Raw genomic sequence first — 15,065 nt, forward strand, 5'->3', positions numbered from 1 at the left:
CGCGCCGCAGCCGGCCGCGGGTCAGGATCTCGCCAACATGATCCAAGCGGCCAAACAGGCGGAGGCGGAGAACACCCTCTTCGGCACCGTAGAGATCCGCTCCGACTCGCTGAAAGGCCTGCAGCAGTGGCAAAGGGTGGTCGGCGCCATGCGCACCGCCGGTCCGGCCTTCAACAACTGCGCCAAGAGTGCCGGCGCCTGCACCACTTCGATGTTGAAACGCTGGCGCGAGATCGTCCTTGCCGCCAAGGCCCTGCCGCGGGGAGACCGCCTCCGGTCGGTGAACAGCTCCTTCAACCGCTGGCCCTACAAGCTGGACATGGAAGTCTACGGCGTCCGCGAATACTGGGCGACGCCGAAGGAGTTCATCATCCGCTCCGGCGACTGCGAGGACTACTCCATCGCGAAGTACTACGCCCTGAGAAACGTCGGCTTCAGCAAGGACGAACTGCGGATCGTCGCCCTGCGCGACACCATCCGCGGCTTCGGGCACGCCGTCATGGCCGCCTACGTCGGCGGCGACATCCTGATCCTGGACAACACCTCCCAACTCGTCCTTCCGCACAGTAAGTACGGCCACTACGTCCCTCAGGTCTCGATGAACGAGACCTCGCGCTGGGCCCATGTGCCCGGCAAGCAGAGGCAGCTCAAGGCCCCCTCCGGCTTCGCCCTCTCGGCCAGTACCCTGTTCCAGAAACGCCAGTAAGACCGGAGCCGGAGATGTGCAGCGCCAGCGCCCCAGCCGAAAGCGACTTCATCAGCACCGAAGTCGACCCCAACCAGTTCAAGCCAACCCGCTCGCGCGCGCTCAGCCGCGGCCTGACCGTGATCGGCATCATACTCGCGATCTGCGTCGTTGTGCCCATCGTGCTGATCCAACTGCGGCAGGGCGATCTGGAGAGCGAACTGCAGCGCCGCCTGGAAGTCCTTTCGGCCGGACGCGCCGAAGTGATCGAGACCTGGCTCTCCGGCAGCGTCCGCCCGGCCGGCCGGGTGCTGGACAGCGAGCTCTTCCGGCTCTTCGCCACGGAAATGGACTTTTCCGGCGGCGACATCTCCGGGCCGGGCGCGGGCGCCCCGGCGGGCGGCGACGCTTTCTCCGCCACGCTCTCCGAGCAGCTCCCTTACATGGAGCAGATTCTCACCGACTTCGCCGACAATGCGGGCTTCGCGGCCGGCTACGTGATCAACCGGGAAGGTATCTCCTACGTCTCCACCGCCGGCGCGCTGCTGATGAGCGGCCAACAGCAGCAGATCGCCCGCGGCATCTTCGACAGCGGCACCATCGCCTTCGGCCCCGCCCGGCGCGCGCCCGGCGGCGCTGTCATCGACTTCTTCGCCCCCATCTTCGCCGCCCAGTTCGAGTTGACCGGCGGCCAGTACCCGGAGGATCCCGGCGAGTTGCGGCAGCTTCTCGCCGAGCAGACCGTCGGCGTGCTGATGCTGACCATTCCGATCGACGAGATGCTGATCGAGGTGCTGGCGCCGCCGCCGCTCTCCGGAGCCGGCGAGCGCCTAGTGCTGCTGCAACGCTCGGACGGCGGCCTCTTCCTGGTGGACCCCAACACTCTTCCGCCGGTACGGCTGGTCGAGGGCATAGATATGCCGCCGGCCGACGCCCCCCTGCCCTTCGCCGAGCGCGGCGCCGTCGGCCGGGGCACCGCCGTCTATTCGGCGGGCAGTCCGGTCCGCGAGACCGCCTGGTGGGTTGTTCAGGAAATCGAGACCGCGGTCGCCGAAAACCAGATGCGCGGCTTCGTTCTCGCGGTACTGGCGGTCGCCGGCCTGGTGATGCTGGCGGTGATCGCCGCCTTCGGCGCCTTCTGGTGGCGCCTCAACAACGAGCACAGCTCCACCCTGGCCGACCAGTTCAAGCGCCTGGCCTCGCGCATCGAAGCCCAGCGCCGGTTTCTCGACAGCGTCAACAACTCCATCGCCGAGTACATCGGCGTGAAATCGAAGGAAGGCAGGTACCGCTACCTCAACCCGGCCTTCGCGCGGGCCGTCGACCGCAGCGTCGGCGACGCGGTGGGCCTGGACGACGCGGCCCTCTTCGGCCAGGGGACGGCGGAACGCCTGGCCAGATCCGATCGCCGCGTTCTGGAGCGGGAGGCCTCGGTGACCTTCAACACCGAGATCTACCTGCAGTCCCGCCTGCATCACTTGCAGGTCTCGAAGGTCCCCTACCACGACGACAGCGGCGAAACCGTCGGCATCGTCTCGGTCATGCGCGACGTGACCGAACTGGTCGAGGAACACCAGAAGCGCGAACGCGCCATGCAGCAGATGGTGTCCTCTCTGGTGCGCGCCGTCGAGCTGCGCGACCCTTATCTGGCCGGCCACTCGCGCCGCCTTGCCGGCTTCGCCCGCGCCGTCGCCGAGCTGTTGGAAGCCGGATCCGAGGTCGTGGCCACGGTCGAGATCGCGGCCAACCTCTCACAGATCGGCAAGCTGGCGGTGCCGGTGGAGATACTGACCAAACCGGGCCGCCTCAGCGATAGTGAGATCGAACAGCTGCAACGCCACATCCAGCACACCGCGTCCATACTGCGCGACATCGACTTCGAATTGCCGGTACTGGACGCCGTCACACAGATGCACGAGCGCCTGGACGGCGGCGGCTACCCGAACGGCCTGTCGGGCGAGCAGATCGGCCTGGCCGGGCGCATCCTGGGGGCCTGCGACGTTTTCTGCGCCCGCCTGGAGCCGCGGGTCTATCGTGGCGGCATCTCGCCGGAACGGGCGCTTCAGATCCTGGAACAGAACGACCGACGTTACGATGCGCGGGTTATCGCGGCCCTGCGCAGGGTCGCGGAGTCGATCGCCGGAGAGAAGCTGATCGCCGATCTCGCCGGCGACTAGGGAACCTGCGACTAGGGGGCCGGCGCTACTTCGTCGTTGCGGTGTAGACGCCGTCCCAGTCCGGCGGCGGCGGATTGGCCTGGAAGTCTTCGATGCGCCGGCGGTAGAGCTGCAGGAAGAACGGCAGGTCCAGGCGCTCCAGAGAGCGGCCCTCCAGTTCCTCGATCGCCCGCAGGGCAACCGCCCAGTAGCGCCCCCGGTAAGCCGTCAAGAGATCGCCGATGCCGGCGATGGTGCGCCGGACATCCTCGTCCTCGGCGAGTTCGGCGGGGCCGAGCAGGGCGAAGATGCGTTGCGGCTCCCGCTTGCCCTTCACCCGTATAATGTCGAGTTCCACGTAGGTCATGCGCGCGCCCACCTCCAAGGCAGCGGCCTGGCCGATGATGATCTGGGCGCCATAGGTCTTGCATTGGCCTTCGGCGCGCGAAGCCAGGTTCACGGTGTCGCCCATGACGGTGTAATCGAAGCGCTGTTCGGACCCCATGTTGCCGACGACGCAGGACCCGCTGTTGAGACCGATACCGACATCCAGGCGAATGGCCTGCCCGCCGGCCGTCTGGGCCTCCTGGGCCAGTTCGACGTTCAGGCGGTCGATCTCCCGGCGCATCGCCAAGGCCGCCCGGCAGGCGTTGCGGGCGTGCTCGTCGTCCGGGACGGGCGCGTTCCAGAATGCCATGACCGCGTCGCCCATGTACTTGTCGATGGTGCCCTGGTGGTCGAGTATCTGGGCCGACAGCGGCGTGAGCAGCCGGTTCATCAGGCGGCTCAGCCGCTGCGGCTGCTGCTGCATGCTCTCTGAAATCGAGGTGAAGTCGCGCACGTCGCTGAACAGCACGGTCATGTCCCGGCGCACGCCGCCCAGCACCAGAAGATCCGGATCTTTCACCACTTGGTCGACCAGGGCCGGGGAGATGTATTGGCGAAAGGCGCTGCGGACCTGCGCGCGCAGATGCTCTTCGCGCAGGTAGTTGATGAAGACGAGAAGGGCGAATACGGCCAAGGCGCCCAGGGTCGGGTAGGCCACGTCGATCAGCACGCCCTCAGTGGTATAGAGCAGCCAGGAGGCGGTCAGCAACGCCGCCGCCACCACCGCGCCCAGCAGCATGGTCAGCAACGCGCCCAATACAGGCACCAGAGCGATGAACGACAGGGCCACGAGGGCGAAGACCACCAACTCCGCCCCCAAGGCGTAGTTCGGGCGCAGCAGCAACTGGTTTCCGAGAATCATCTCCAGGACCTGAGCGTGCACCTCGACGCCGGGGATATCTTCCTGCAGCGGCGTCGCCTTGATGTCGAGCAGGCCCGCGGCCGAAGTGCCGATCAGCACCAGCTTGCCGGCCAGGCGCTCCGGCGCGACGCTGCCGGCCAGGATGTCCTTGGCCGAGACGTAGAGATGAGGGCGCGTCTCGGCGTAGTGCACCCACAGCCGGCCGTTGCGGTCGGTCGGCACCTCGACCCCGGCCACGACGAAGGAGCGGACGCCCGCGTCGTCGGTCTTGATGGCGAAAGCGTTGCCGCCGGTGGCGATGCGCAGCAGTTCGACCGAGAGTCCCGGCAGGATACGGTCTTCGGCGACGACGAAGGCCGGCACCCGGCGCACGATACCGTCGCGCTCCGGCACCAGGCTGAAAACCGCGCGGCTGGAGGCCGCCGCGTCCACCACCGGCGTATTGCGCACCAGACCGCGGAAGTGAAAAAGGTAGGGCTTCGGATCCTTGCCCAGAACCGCCAGGGGAACCTTCGGCAAGGAAGCCGCGTCATCACCGTCCCGGCGCCGGTGATAGGCGGCCTGGCCCAGCACCAGGCGCGAATTGCGGATGGCGCGGGCGAAAACCTCGTCGTTGGCGGGAAGGCTGCGCAGCGCTTCCTTGACCTCGGGCGCCACGCCGGTCAGGGAGTCCGCATAGGCCGCAGGCGAGGAGCGGTCGGGCTCGGCGAAAACCATGTCGAAAGCCGTCGCGACCACGCCGGCCTCACGCAGCCGGTCGATCAGCCGCGCGACGGTGGTGCGCGGCCAGGGCCATTGGCCGACCTCCGCCAGGCTCTCCTCGTCGACGTCGACGATGATGACGGGCTCCATTGCCGGCTGGCGGGGCTCGACCAGCTGGTAGAGGTCGAAGGTCTTGAGCCGCAGGGTCTCCAGGGGGGCAGGATCCCAAACCCGCAACGCCAGCAGCGGTATGAAGAGGCAGAGGCCGAGCAGCCGGCTGATGCCGAACCTCTGAGCCAGCCGCAGCAGGGACGATTGCTTCAGCAAGCGCCGCAGCAAGGCGGCCTTGCCGCTGTCCTTCCGGCGGTCCCCCGCCCCGATCGATGACACCTCCTCGCTCACTTCCACCCCGTCTCCTGGCTGCCCGTCTCCTGGCTGCCCGTCCCCCGGCTACCCATCACGGGCGCCGCGTCAGGGCGTCCGGCGCCCGGACCGATGCAGCCATGAACTCCTACAGGACCATCAACCGCCGTTGACCAGGCTGTTGGCCGTGACATCGGCGATGCTGGAGAGCGCACTGTCCACATCGTGGATCAACACCACCGTGCCGCTCTCCAGGACCAGCTCATCGATACCGGCGCCGCCGCCGTTGTCGGTGAAGCTCGCGACGGCGTCTTCAATATCGATCCCCAACGGTCCGTCGACATCGCTGACGTCGGTGAAGGACAGGAGATCGCCTTCGTTGACGGAGAAGTCGAGAATCTCGTCGCTCCCTTCGTTGGCGGCGAGGCTGAAGAGGTAGGCGTCGGCCCCGTCGCCGCCGACGAGCAGATCGTCGCCTTCCTGGCCGGCGATGGTGTCGTCGCCACCCTGGCCCATGACGCTGTCGTTCCCCGAACCGCTTTCGATCCAGTCGGACTCGCCAAGGCCGCCCAGCGCCGCGCGCAGGGCCGGTCCCTCAACATCGTTGAAGACCAGCACCGCAAGGTCGAAGAGGCTGCCTTCGTATTCGGCCTCGACCAGCAGCGTGTCGCCGAAGACCAGGTTGCCGCCGCCGCCACCCAGGATGACGTCTTCGCCGAAGGAGCCGCCGGCCTCGGCGACCTCGTCGCCGATCAGCAGATCGCCCGCGGCGCTGGCCAGCACCACCGCGCCCGGCAGGTGTTCCTGCCCGCTGATCAGGATATCGTCGCCGGAGCCGCCGATCAGCAGGTCGGCGCCGTCCACGTCCACCAGGAAATCGGCGCCGCCGCCGCCGTCCAGGCTGTCGTCGCCCTGGTCGCCGAAGAGGAAGTCGTTGTGGTCGCCGCCCTGCAGCAGGTTGGCGGCGGTGTTGCCGAAGAGGAAATCCTGGCCGCGGCCGCCCTGCAGGCTGTCGCCGTCGACGTCCGCGTAGAGCACCGTCTGGCCGGCGTCCTCCTCGTTGGTCCCGGCGCCCTGGGCCGGGTTCAGGTCGTCCGAGGAGTCCTGCGGGTTGAAATCGTCGATCGCCGCCAGATCGTCATTGTTGAGGGCGGTGTCGAAGGACGTGGGCTCGTTGCTGGTGGTCCAGTCCGCCGAGGTGTTGGTGTCGGCGGTGAAAGCGTCCCCCGGACTATCGCCGGCGGTTTCCTCGTCGGCGAAGACACGGGCGAAGACATGGGTGCCCTCGTCGTCCACGGCGGGGGCGTCGTCGAGCACGATGTCGGAACGGTCCAGCGCGGCCAGCAGGGCATCCTGGTCGCCCACCAGGCCGGAATAGGTCTCCAGGTCGATCAAGGCGCCCAGCAGGGCCGCGGCGTTGGCGGTGGCGCTGCCGGAACCCACCCAGTTGCCGCCGGTGCCGCCGAAGAGTTCGCCGTCGGCGCCGTTGGCCAGGAACATGTCGACCGAACCGCTGTCCTGCACCAGATAGACGCCGAGCATGTCCGAGGTGTCCTCGCCGAAGCCCCAGACCGATCCCGGCTCGGTGTATTCGCCGGGGACCTCGTAGGTGCCGGTCTGCTGGATCTCGCCGCCCGGCGTGGAGGTCGCCCAGGTGCCGTCCTCGAAGATGGTCAGAAAGCCCAGCGGCGGGATGTTGATGCTGCCGCCCGTCGCCGTGGAGAGGTCGATGGTCACCAGGTGGCCGTCCGCGCCGATGATCTGAATCATCAGCGACTTGACCTCCGACGTGCTGACGGCATGGTCGACGATGTTGCGGATCTCGATGTAGTTCTGGCCGGTGTTGACCGTTTCGATGATGTCGCCGTGCTTTTCGACCGAGGTGCCCACGCCCAGGCCGATCTCGTTGATGCCGACCGCGCCGGCCAGGAAGACCTCGGCCTGTACCTCGAAGGAGAAGGTCTCGGTGACGGCGTTGTCGCCGTCGTCCGCCTCGACGCCGGAGTCGCCGTTGCTGCCGTCGCCGCCCGGGGCCGGCGAGCCGCTCTCGAGGGCCGCTTCCTCGGTTGTCACCGCGACCTCGACGGTGAGGGTGCCGGTGTAGTCGTCCGCGGGATCGAGCTGCAGCGAGGCCACCAGGTCCTGGAGCTCCGCCTCGGTGCCGGTGAAGGTCCAGACCAGGCTGCCGTTGACGTGCGTGACGTCTCCGCCGAAGCCGGTGTCGTAGACCAGGTCCGCGTCGTCGTCGCTGGCGATCGCCGGGCTGCCGCTCAGGGTCACCTGAATTGTCGTCACCGCCTCCGAGCCGTCGTCGTCGAAGCCGCCGGCGTTGAAGAGATCGCCGTCGGGATTGTCCGGATTGCCGTCCTGCAAGCCCAGCAGCAGCGCCAGGTCGACCAGCGAGCCGTTGGTGGAGACGCCGTAGCCGCCGGTGGTGACCAGCGCGCCGCCGTCGGCCACAGCGTCGACCGGCACGTCGAAGTCGTCGTCGTTGACCGCGCTGTCCGAGCCGTCCACCGCCGTCGCCTCGACGGTAAAGCTGCCGTCGACGTCGCTGTCCTCAGGCGGGGTCGCCTGGATCAGGGCAGAGAAGTTCGTCACCCCGCCGACCAGCGTCAGGGTCAGGGTGGTGGTGCCGTCACCCTCGACCGCGGCGATCTGGCCACCGGCCGAGGCACTCAGCACCCAGCCCTCGGGCGCGGTGACGACGACCTGGCTCAGCGTGTCGCCAGGGGTCGTCACGTCAGCGGTGATCTGCACGTCGCCGGTGGTGTCTTCCTTCAGGCTGCCGTCGTCGCCGGGCACGGCGAGCGCCACTGTGGGGGCCCCCGCTGCACCGGTGTTGGCATCGGCAGAGGCCTCCGATGTCGCCTCGTTGTTGCCGGCCTCGCAGTCCTCGTCGACCGGCTCCTCCAGCGCCGTGGCGGTCGCCGAGAAGGGGTAGACCTCGCCGTCCGCAACGCCGTCGGAGGCGGTGACTTCGAAGGTGTAGTCGGTGAAGCCCGAGACGCCGTCGCTCACCAGGAACTCCACGTCGCCGTCGCCGTTCACCGAGACGGTGACGCCGGCCAGGGCCGGCAGCGGCTCGACCACCGTGAAGCCATCGGGGATGTCCACCACCACCGTGTGAAGCTCGGAGCCGTCGATGTAGTCGCCGAAGCTCGCCGAGACCGAGACCGTGCCGGTTTCGCCAGGCGAGAACTCGCCGTCCGGATCACCGCTGTCGTTCACGTTGACCGAGACGGACAACCCCGCGCCCTCGCCGTCGGCCACCGCGTCGACGTCGACGTCGGCGCTGACCGGCGCGGACATCGCTGTGTCGCCACTGTTGGGATCGGTCGTGGTCGCAGTGAAGGAGATATCGCCGCCCATCACCGTGACCACATCCAGGTCGCTGTCCGGCGGCGGCATCAGGGTCACCGTCAGCACGACCGTCGTCGGCTGGCCCGAGGTCGTGTAGACGCCCGTGGCCGGATCGAAGATGCCGCCGTCGTCTCCCACGACGGTGGTGAACCAGCCCTCACCGGCCCCCGGCAGGTTGCCGACCAGAACCTCGCTGACATAGTCGTCACCCGGCGCCGTCACCGTGACAGTGAAGTCGCCCTGGCCGTCTTCGGCGATGCAGAGCGCCTCGCCGCCCAGGCTCACCGACACCGCCGGCGCCCCGGCCGGGTCCAGCGTCACGCTGTCGCTGGCCTGGTCGTCTTGGGTGTTGTTGGCCGTCGTCTGCTCGACGTCGCCGGCCTCCGGGTCGGTGTTGGTATTCTGCTCGACCGCAGTCGCCTCGGCCTGCCAGGTCACTTCCTGCTCGCCCGGCAGCGGGTCGTCGGCCAACACCTGCAGCACCGCCTGGAAGTTCGGGTCCGTCGTGGTCCAGGAAACCTCGTCACCGACCTGCGTTCCGCCGTCGGTATCGGTCACCGTGAAGCCCAGAGGTACCGTCACCGTCACCGTGTGCAGTTCCGAACCGTCGGCGGAATCTCCGAAGGCCGCATCCACCGTCACCGTACCGGCTTCGCCCGGCGCGAAGGATTCATCTCCGCTGGCGCTCACCGCATCCACCGTCACATCGACGGGATCGGCGACCGCATCGACGTAGACCGTGCCGGTGGCGCTGGCCGAGCCGGTCGCCGCCGGCGTCGTAGTGTCTTTGGCGGTCACCGTGATCTCGATGTCCGCCAGATCCAGGTCGCTGTCGGCAACCGGCGCGTCCAACGTGAAGGAGCTGGAGAAGTCCTGCACGTCCTGGGCATCGGCAAAGGTGATGATGATGGTGGTCACGCCGCCGGGCGTCGCCACCACCGCGCTGCCGAGCAGCGGCGGCCCCGCGAGGTCCGCGTTGATCTGCGCGATGTCGACGTCGCCCGGCGCGATCCCCGGCAGGGCGATCTCGACCGAGGCCAGCTCGTCCGTCGGATTCCCGGCCGCCGCCGAGAAACCGATGAGATTGTCTTCGGAGTCTTCCAGGATGGTGGCGATCCCCGCCTGCGCAGCCAGCAGGACCACGCCGTCCGGAACCCCGAAGGCCGCCGTAGGCGCCACTTCACCGGCGGTGACCATGACGGAGAAATCGGTATCCAGGGTCAGACTGTTGTCGCCGGTCTGTGCCTCCCCCCCGCTGGGCGAGAACTCCGCGGTCGTCACGTAGATCGTGCCGGTCACCTCGCCGTCGAGACCGGCCGGCACTTCGACCTGTAGCGATGCCACGGCGTCCGCGTAGTCCGCCGGATCGGCGACACGCAGCGTGAAGCTGCCGCCGCCGTTGTTGACGATCGAGGCTCCGGCCGGCGCCCCGGCCCCGAGCGCCAGAATACCCGCCGAGAGAACCACCGTGACGTTGGTGATCGCCTCCGATCCGTCGCCGTCCGGGCCCGAGGCGTCGAAGCCCGTGTCGATGATGCTGAGCGACAGATCGAGGGGAATTTCCTGCGCCGTGGCGGCTTCATCCACGGTCGCCGAGGAGCCCTGGCTGGCGATCGCCGCCTCGTCCAAGACCGCGTCCAGGACCAGGGTTCCCGAGACGCTGGAGCTGCCCATCTTAGTCGGATCCAGCAGGTCCTGGGCCGTCGCCGTGATCTTGATGCCCGGCAAGTCCGCGTCGCTGCCCGCCTCCGGCGCATCGAGCGTGAAGGAACTGGCGAAGACCTGGACGTCCTGGGTGATGTCGAAAGTAATGACGATGCGCGTGATGCCGCCGTCCGTCGTCACCTCGACGGTGCCCAGCGGCGGGTCGCCGTCCAGGTCGGCAATGATGCTGGATATGTCGAGGTCTTCCGGCGCGAAGCCCGGCAGCTCCAGGACGATGGACGTCAGCTCGTTCTCGATGTTGCCTGCGGTCGCCGCGAAGATCGCCAGGTTGTCGACCGAGTCCTCCTTGATCGCGGCGATGAGCCCCGCCCCGCCGGTGGCGGCGCCCGGCAGGCCGAAGGCGGCGCTGGGCGCCACGGGACTTTCCGGCGTGAAGAAAACGACGAACTGCGGAAAGTCCGGAAACTCGAGCGTCGGCGCGGCCACTTCGCCGATCACGCCCTGCGGCGTGAGGCCGAGGAAACCGAAGGCCTGGCCCAGCCAGGGCGGCAGGCGGAACTCGGCGCCGCCGCCCAGCGCCTGAGGGCCGACCGCAGTCTCGATCGGCACCTGTTCCAGCAGCGCCTCCAGGATGTCCTGGGGCAGTTCCTCGGGGAGGTTGCCTTCCTGATCGTTGGGATTGGGTTGGGTCGGCGGTGTGGGCGGCGAGTCGTCGTCGTTGCGGTCGAGCTGGCGCTGGATGCCGATGGCATTGCCCAGGTCGCGGCCGAAAACGTTGTTGATGACTTGGCTGCTGGCCACCGCCGGCGAACCGGGCAAGGCGTTGGAGCTGGCCACCTGCAGGAAATGGTTGGCCTGGGTGAACTGGGCGATGCCGCCGCCGTTGCTGAAGATGAAACTACCGGTCTCGCCGGTGTCCGGATTGACCAGGTTGACGATCCGGGTGTTGCCGCCCAGGGTCGCGATCTGCACGCCGACGGTGGTGCCGCGGATGCCGATTGTGCCGACCGGCGTTTCCACGTCCATACCGCCGCTGGGCGCGACCTGGCCGGTGACGAAGACGAAGGTCCCCTGGATCAGGGACACCCCCATGGAGTTGTCGCTGCCCGCCGGATTGTAGATCAGTTCGTCGATGACCATCCGTGCGTTGGATGACAGGGAGAACACCGTGTCGTCCACGAAGACGATGCCCAGTTCCGAGCCGACGCCGGTGGAAACGATGTCGCCCTGGAAAATCGGGTCGCCTTCCTGCAGGTCGGCGCGCGAGCCGTCGCTGTGCTGCACCCGGGCAACGCCGCCCAGATCGCTGACCTCGCCGATGGGCGCGCCGAGTTCCACCGCGGCGCCGGCCTGGGCGAAGGCAACGGGGAACTCCGGACCGGCAAGCGCTTCGACCGTCGCATAGTGCAGCTGTGCGCCGTCGGCGGTTTCCAGCAGCGGCGGCTGCACCTGGGCGAAGTAGTCCTGCAACAGCAGTTCCCCGCCGTCCGGCCCGCGCAGCAGGAGATCGTCGTCCAAGCGGACGAAATCGGCGGAAAAGAGGAAGTCCGCATCGACCTGGACCGCTGCCTGGTCCGAGATATCGATGACGTGATGGTTTTCGGAGGCAAAATCGCCGACGGCCGTGGTCTCGCTGACCATTTCACCCCACTCCCTGTGTGGACATGACCCGAGGTCGGCCGTTTGTGCGTTGAGCAAAAACCCGGATAAAAAAACCAAGCAAACACTAACGAAAATCCGGATATCTATCGGCCACCCTGGAAAAAAGCTAACAGCATCCGGAGGCAACTGAGAACAAAAAAGAGAATATTTTGTGGCAAAATAGTGTAGTTAGTGTTGATTTTTACTTACTATCTCCAATAGCAGCTCACCTTTTTAAATAATACTCATTGAGTATATATAGTTTATTAACAAATATTACTATCATTAACCATAGAATTTCCTACAACCTCTCGACGCACCTATGTAAAGATTGCAAATACGGCAGATGACTCTCTTGAGATTTTGCCTGTCGATCACCTTGAGATCACAGTATTTATGAAAATCATCCCATTCCTTCATGACTAAATGACGGTCGGTTTGGCCCTTGGGACTTGAGGGGCTTTCCGCGAAGGCCGGAGGGGGCCGCCGTGGTTTGACGGTCAAGTCGTGGAGTGACCTCCGGACTTCTAAGGCGCTGTCAATTTTCGAGTGATGAGGGGGAGAGAAGGGCCGGGCGAGCCGTGCCGGCTGGAAAAGCCGGCTACCCAGCCGTGGCCGCGGCGGCAGATGGAGGTGCGCGGGGAAGCATGCGCGCCTGCCTAGGTCCCCTACAAAGGGGAGGCTGCGACCGGTCGCCCGTGCGGCGCCGGCCGAGCGCCGCGGCGGGAGGCATACCCGCCGCGGACCATCGCGGTTATGGGATTTGAGGAGGGAAGCGGAGGGCGATGCGAGAAGCGCAGGCGGCCCTGCGGCCAGGCACGGCTCCGGGCCTTATGCGAAGGACTCCGGGGGGACTTCGCCGAGGGTCAGGCCGCTCGCCGCGAGCTCGCCGCGGGCCCGGTCGAGAAGAGCCTGCAGTTGGTCCGGGCTCGCCGCCTCGCAGCGCAGCACCAGAATGTCCTGGGTGTTGGAGGCCCGCAGCAGCCACCATCCCCCACCTTCCTGAACCCGCAGGCCGTCGATCGTCGTCATATCGGCGCCCCGCGCCACCTGGCGCGCCTTCACCTCCTCGATGACCGGAGCCTTGCGCTCCTCCGGGCAGGGCACCCGGATTTCCGGCGTGTTGAACAGGCGCGGCAGCGAGTCCCGGAAGCCGGCAAGGTCTTCACCGGAAGTCTGCAGCACCGAAAGCACCCGCAGAGCGGCGTAGATCGCGTCGTCATAGCCGTAGTAGCCGTCGGCGATGAACAGATGGGCGCTCATCTCACCGGCCAGCGGCGCGCCGAGCTCCTTCATACGGGTCTTGATCAGCGAATGCCCGGTCTTCCACATGACCGGCTGGCCACCGGCCGCCGCGATGCCGTCGAAAAGAGCCTGACTGCACTTCACGTCGCCGACGATCGGCGCGCCGGGATGGCGCCGCAGCACATCGCGCGCCAGCAGCAGCAGTATCTGGTCGCCCCATAAGATCCGCGCCTTTGAATCGACGAAGCCCACCCGGTCTCCATCGCCGTCGAAGGCGATGCCGAGGTCGCAGCCCTCCGCCAAGACCGTTTGCTGTAGTTGCTTCAAATTCTCCGGCACGGTGGGGTCGGGGTGATGGTTCGGGAAGTCGCCGTCGATGGTCTCATTCAACAGGATGTGCTCGCCCGGCAAGCGGGCCGCTACGGCGGCCATCACATCCCCCATCGCGCCATTGCCCGCGTCCCAGGCGACCTTCATGGAGCGCGTGGCGGTGATCGCCGAAAGCACGCGGTCGACATAGGCCTCGAAGACCGAGACCGTCCTGGCGGCCCCGCTGCCTCGAAGGTAGTCCGCGGCCGCCGCGACCCTGCCGAGAGACTGGATATCGTCGCCGAAGAACGACGCCTTGCCCAACATCAGCTTCAGGCCGTTGTATTCCGGAGGATTGTGGGAGCCCGTCACCATGACGGCGCCATCCACGTCCAAGGTATGAGCGGCGAAATACAGCATCGGGGTGGGCCCGCGGCCGATATCGACGGCGTCGATGCCGCTGTCGAGCAGGCCGGCGATGAATGCCTGCGCCAGCGCCGGCGAGGAGTGGCGCCCGTCGCGCCCGACCGCGACGGACTTGCCGCCTCGCCGCCTCGCCAGGCTGCCGAAGGCCCGCCCCAGAACCTCGGCGTCGGCAACGGAAAAGGTCTGCCCGACGATACCCCTGATATCGTACTCCCGCAGCAAGGAGGGAGCGAAGCTGTGCGGTGCGTCCGCAGGCGCTGCATTGCCGGCATTCGTCATTCTGCGTTCACCATCCCGATAGTTTCCATATACCGCTCAAACCCGGTCGAGCGAGCGGACCCAGCGGGCCACCCGAGCGAGTCCATCGGCCAAGCCGGTCTCCGCCTGGAAGCCGATGGACCGCGCCTTCAACGGAGAAGCGACCAGGTGCCGTGGGTCGCCTTCCCGCCTCTGTCCATTGAAGGTGACTGCCGCATCGGCGCCCAAAGCGGCAATAATCGATTCAGCCAGCCTCGCGACCGTCGTGCCGACGCCGCTTCCTCCGTTGAATACCGAATGCCCCCCCGGCGCCTGACCGTAAGCTTGCAGCGCCAAGGCGACCGCATCGTCTATGAACAGGAAATCCCGCGTCTCGGCGCCGTCGCCGAAAAGCTCGATACGGGATTCGCCTCCGTGGATCCGCCTGAACAGATCCCAGACGATCTGCTTGCGCAGGCCCGGCCCGTAGAGGGAAAAGTAGCGGATTGCAATGGTCCGCAGTCCATGGGCGTCGCTCGCCCGGCGGCAGGCCTCCTCCGCCAAGCACTTATGGCGGCCATAGGTCGAGGTCGGATGTGCCGGCGAGGTTTCTTCGAGCCGCCTGGCACCGGCGTCGCCATAGACCGCCGCACTTGACGCCAGGATCAGCGACGCCTGGGGCGCGGAGTCACGGAGGGCTTCGCAGAGCAGTTCCGTCGTTTGCACCGTGTCGGCGAAACAACCGGAGGGATCTTCCTCCACCTGCCTGACCGTTCCGGCGCCCGCGGCGTGAAGGACCAGCGCCGGCGGACCGTAGCAGCCAAAGGCCTGCGAGATGCTGGCCTCGCAGACTCCGCCGCCCAACCATGCCGTATCGGGTGACTGTGTTTCGGCAGGGCAAGTCGCGGCACTCCGCGCCATACCCACGACTCTCCAGCCCCGCGCCCCCAAGCTCCGAGCGACCTGCGAGCCCAGGAACCCCTTGGCACCCGTTACCCAGGCGACCTTACCCTCGGTTTCCATC

At 67.0% G+C, this 15,065-nt stretch carries 6 protein-coding genes; 2 read left to right on the forward strand and 4 right to left on the reverse strand.

Annotated elements, in window-relative coordinates; all coding sequences use genetic code 11:
• The first annotated feature begins 37 nt into the window (after window positions 1-37).
• Window positions 38-706 (forward strand): transglutaminase-like cysteine peptidase, encoded by a 669-nt coding sequence (locus AAFN88_RS19835; protein ID WP_347522404.1) that lies wholly within the window; start codon window positions 38-40, stop codon window positions 704-706.
• A 14-nt stretch (window positions 707-720) separates the two neighbouring features.
• Window positions 721-2,862 carry an HD domain-containing phosphohydrolase gene (locus AAFN88_RS19840; RefSeq protein ID WP_347522405.1) on the forward strand — a complete coding sequence of 714 codons (2,142 nt, stop codon included), beginning with the start codon at window positions 721-723 and terminating at the stop codon, window positions 2,860-2,862.
• A gap of 25 nt (window positions 2,863-2,887) precedes the next feature.
• On the opposite strand, the gene AAFN88_RS19845 is transcribed toward AAFN88_RS19840, so the two are convergent.
• From AAFN88_RS19845 to AAFN88_RS19860, 4 genes are all read right to left on the reverse strand, one after another.
• Entirely contained in the window at window positions 2,888-5,194 is a 2,307-nt protein-coding gene (locus AAFN88_RS19845; protein ID WP_347522406.1) for an adenylate/guanylate cyclase domain-containing protein, read from the reverse strand.
• Window positions 5,195-5,314: 120 nt separating this feature from the next.
• On the reverse strand, window positions 5,315-11,824 hold the full coding sequence (locus AAFN88_RS19850) for a FecR domain-containing protein (protein WP_347522408.1): 6,510 nt from the start codon (window positions 11,822-11,824) through the stop codon (window positions 5,315-5,317).
• A gap of 831 nt (window positions 11,825-12,655) precedes the next feature.
• The gene (gene pgmG / locus AAFN88_RS19855) at window positions 12,656-14,083 is read right to left on the reverse strand and encodes a phosphoglucomutase/phosphomannomutase PgmG (RefSeq protein ID WP_347522409.1); all 1,428 of its coding nucleotides are present in this window, start codon (window positions 14,081-14,083) and stop codon (window positions 12,656-12,658) included.
• 36 nt (window positions 14,084-14,119) lie between these two features.
• Window positions 14,120-15,064 (reverse strand): NAD-dependent epimerase/dehydratase family protein, encoded by a 945-nt coding sequence (locus AAFN88_RS19860; protein ID WP_347522782.1) that lies wholly within the window; start codon window positions 15,062-15,064, stop codon window positions 14,120-14,122.
• Window position 15,065: the final 1 nt, after the last annotated feature.

Source organism: Pelagibius sp. CAU 1746 (assembly GCF_039839785.1).
Taxonomy (GTDB): Bacteria; Pseudomonadota; Alphaproteobacteria; order Kiloniellales; family Kiloniellaceae; genus Pelagibius.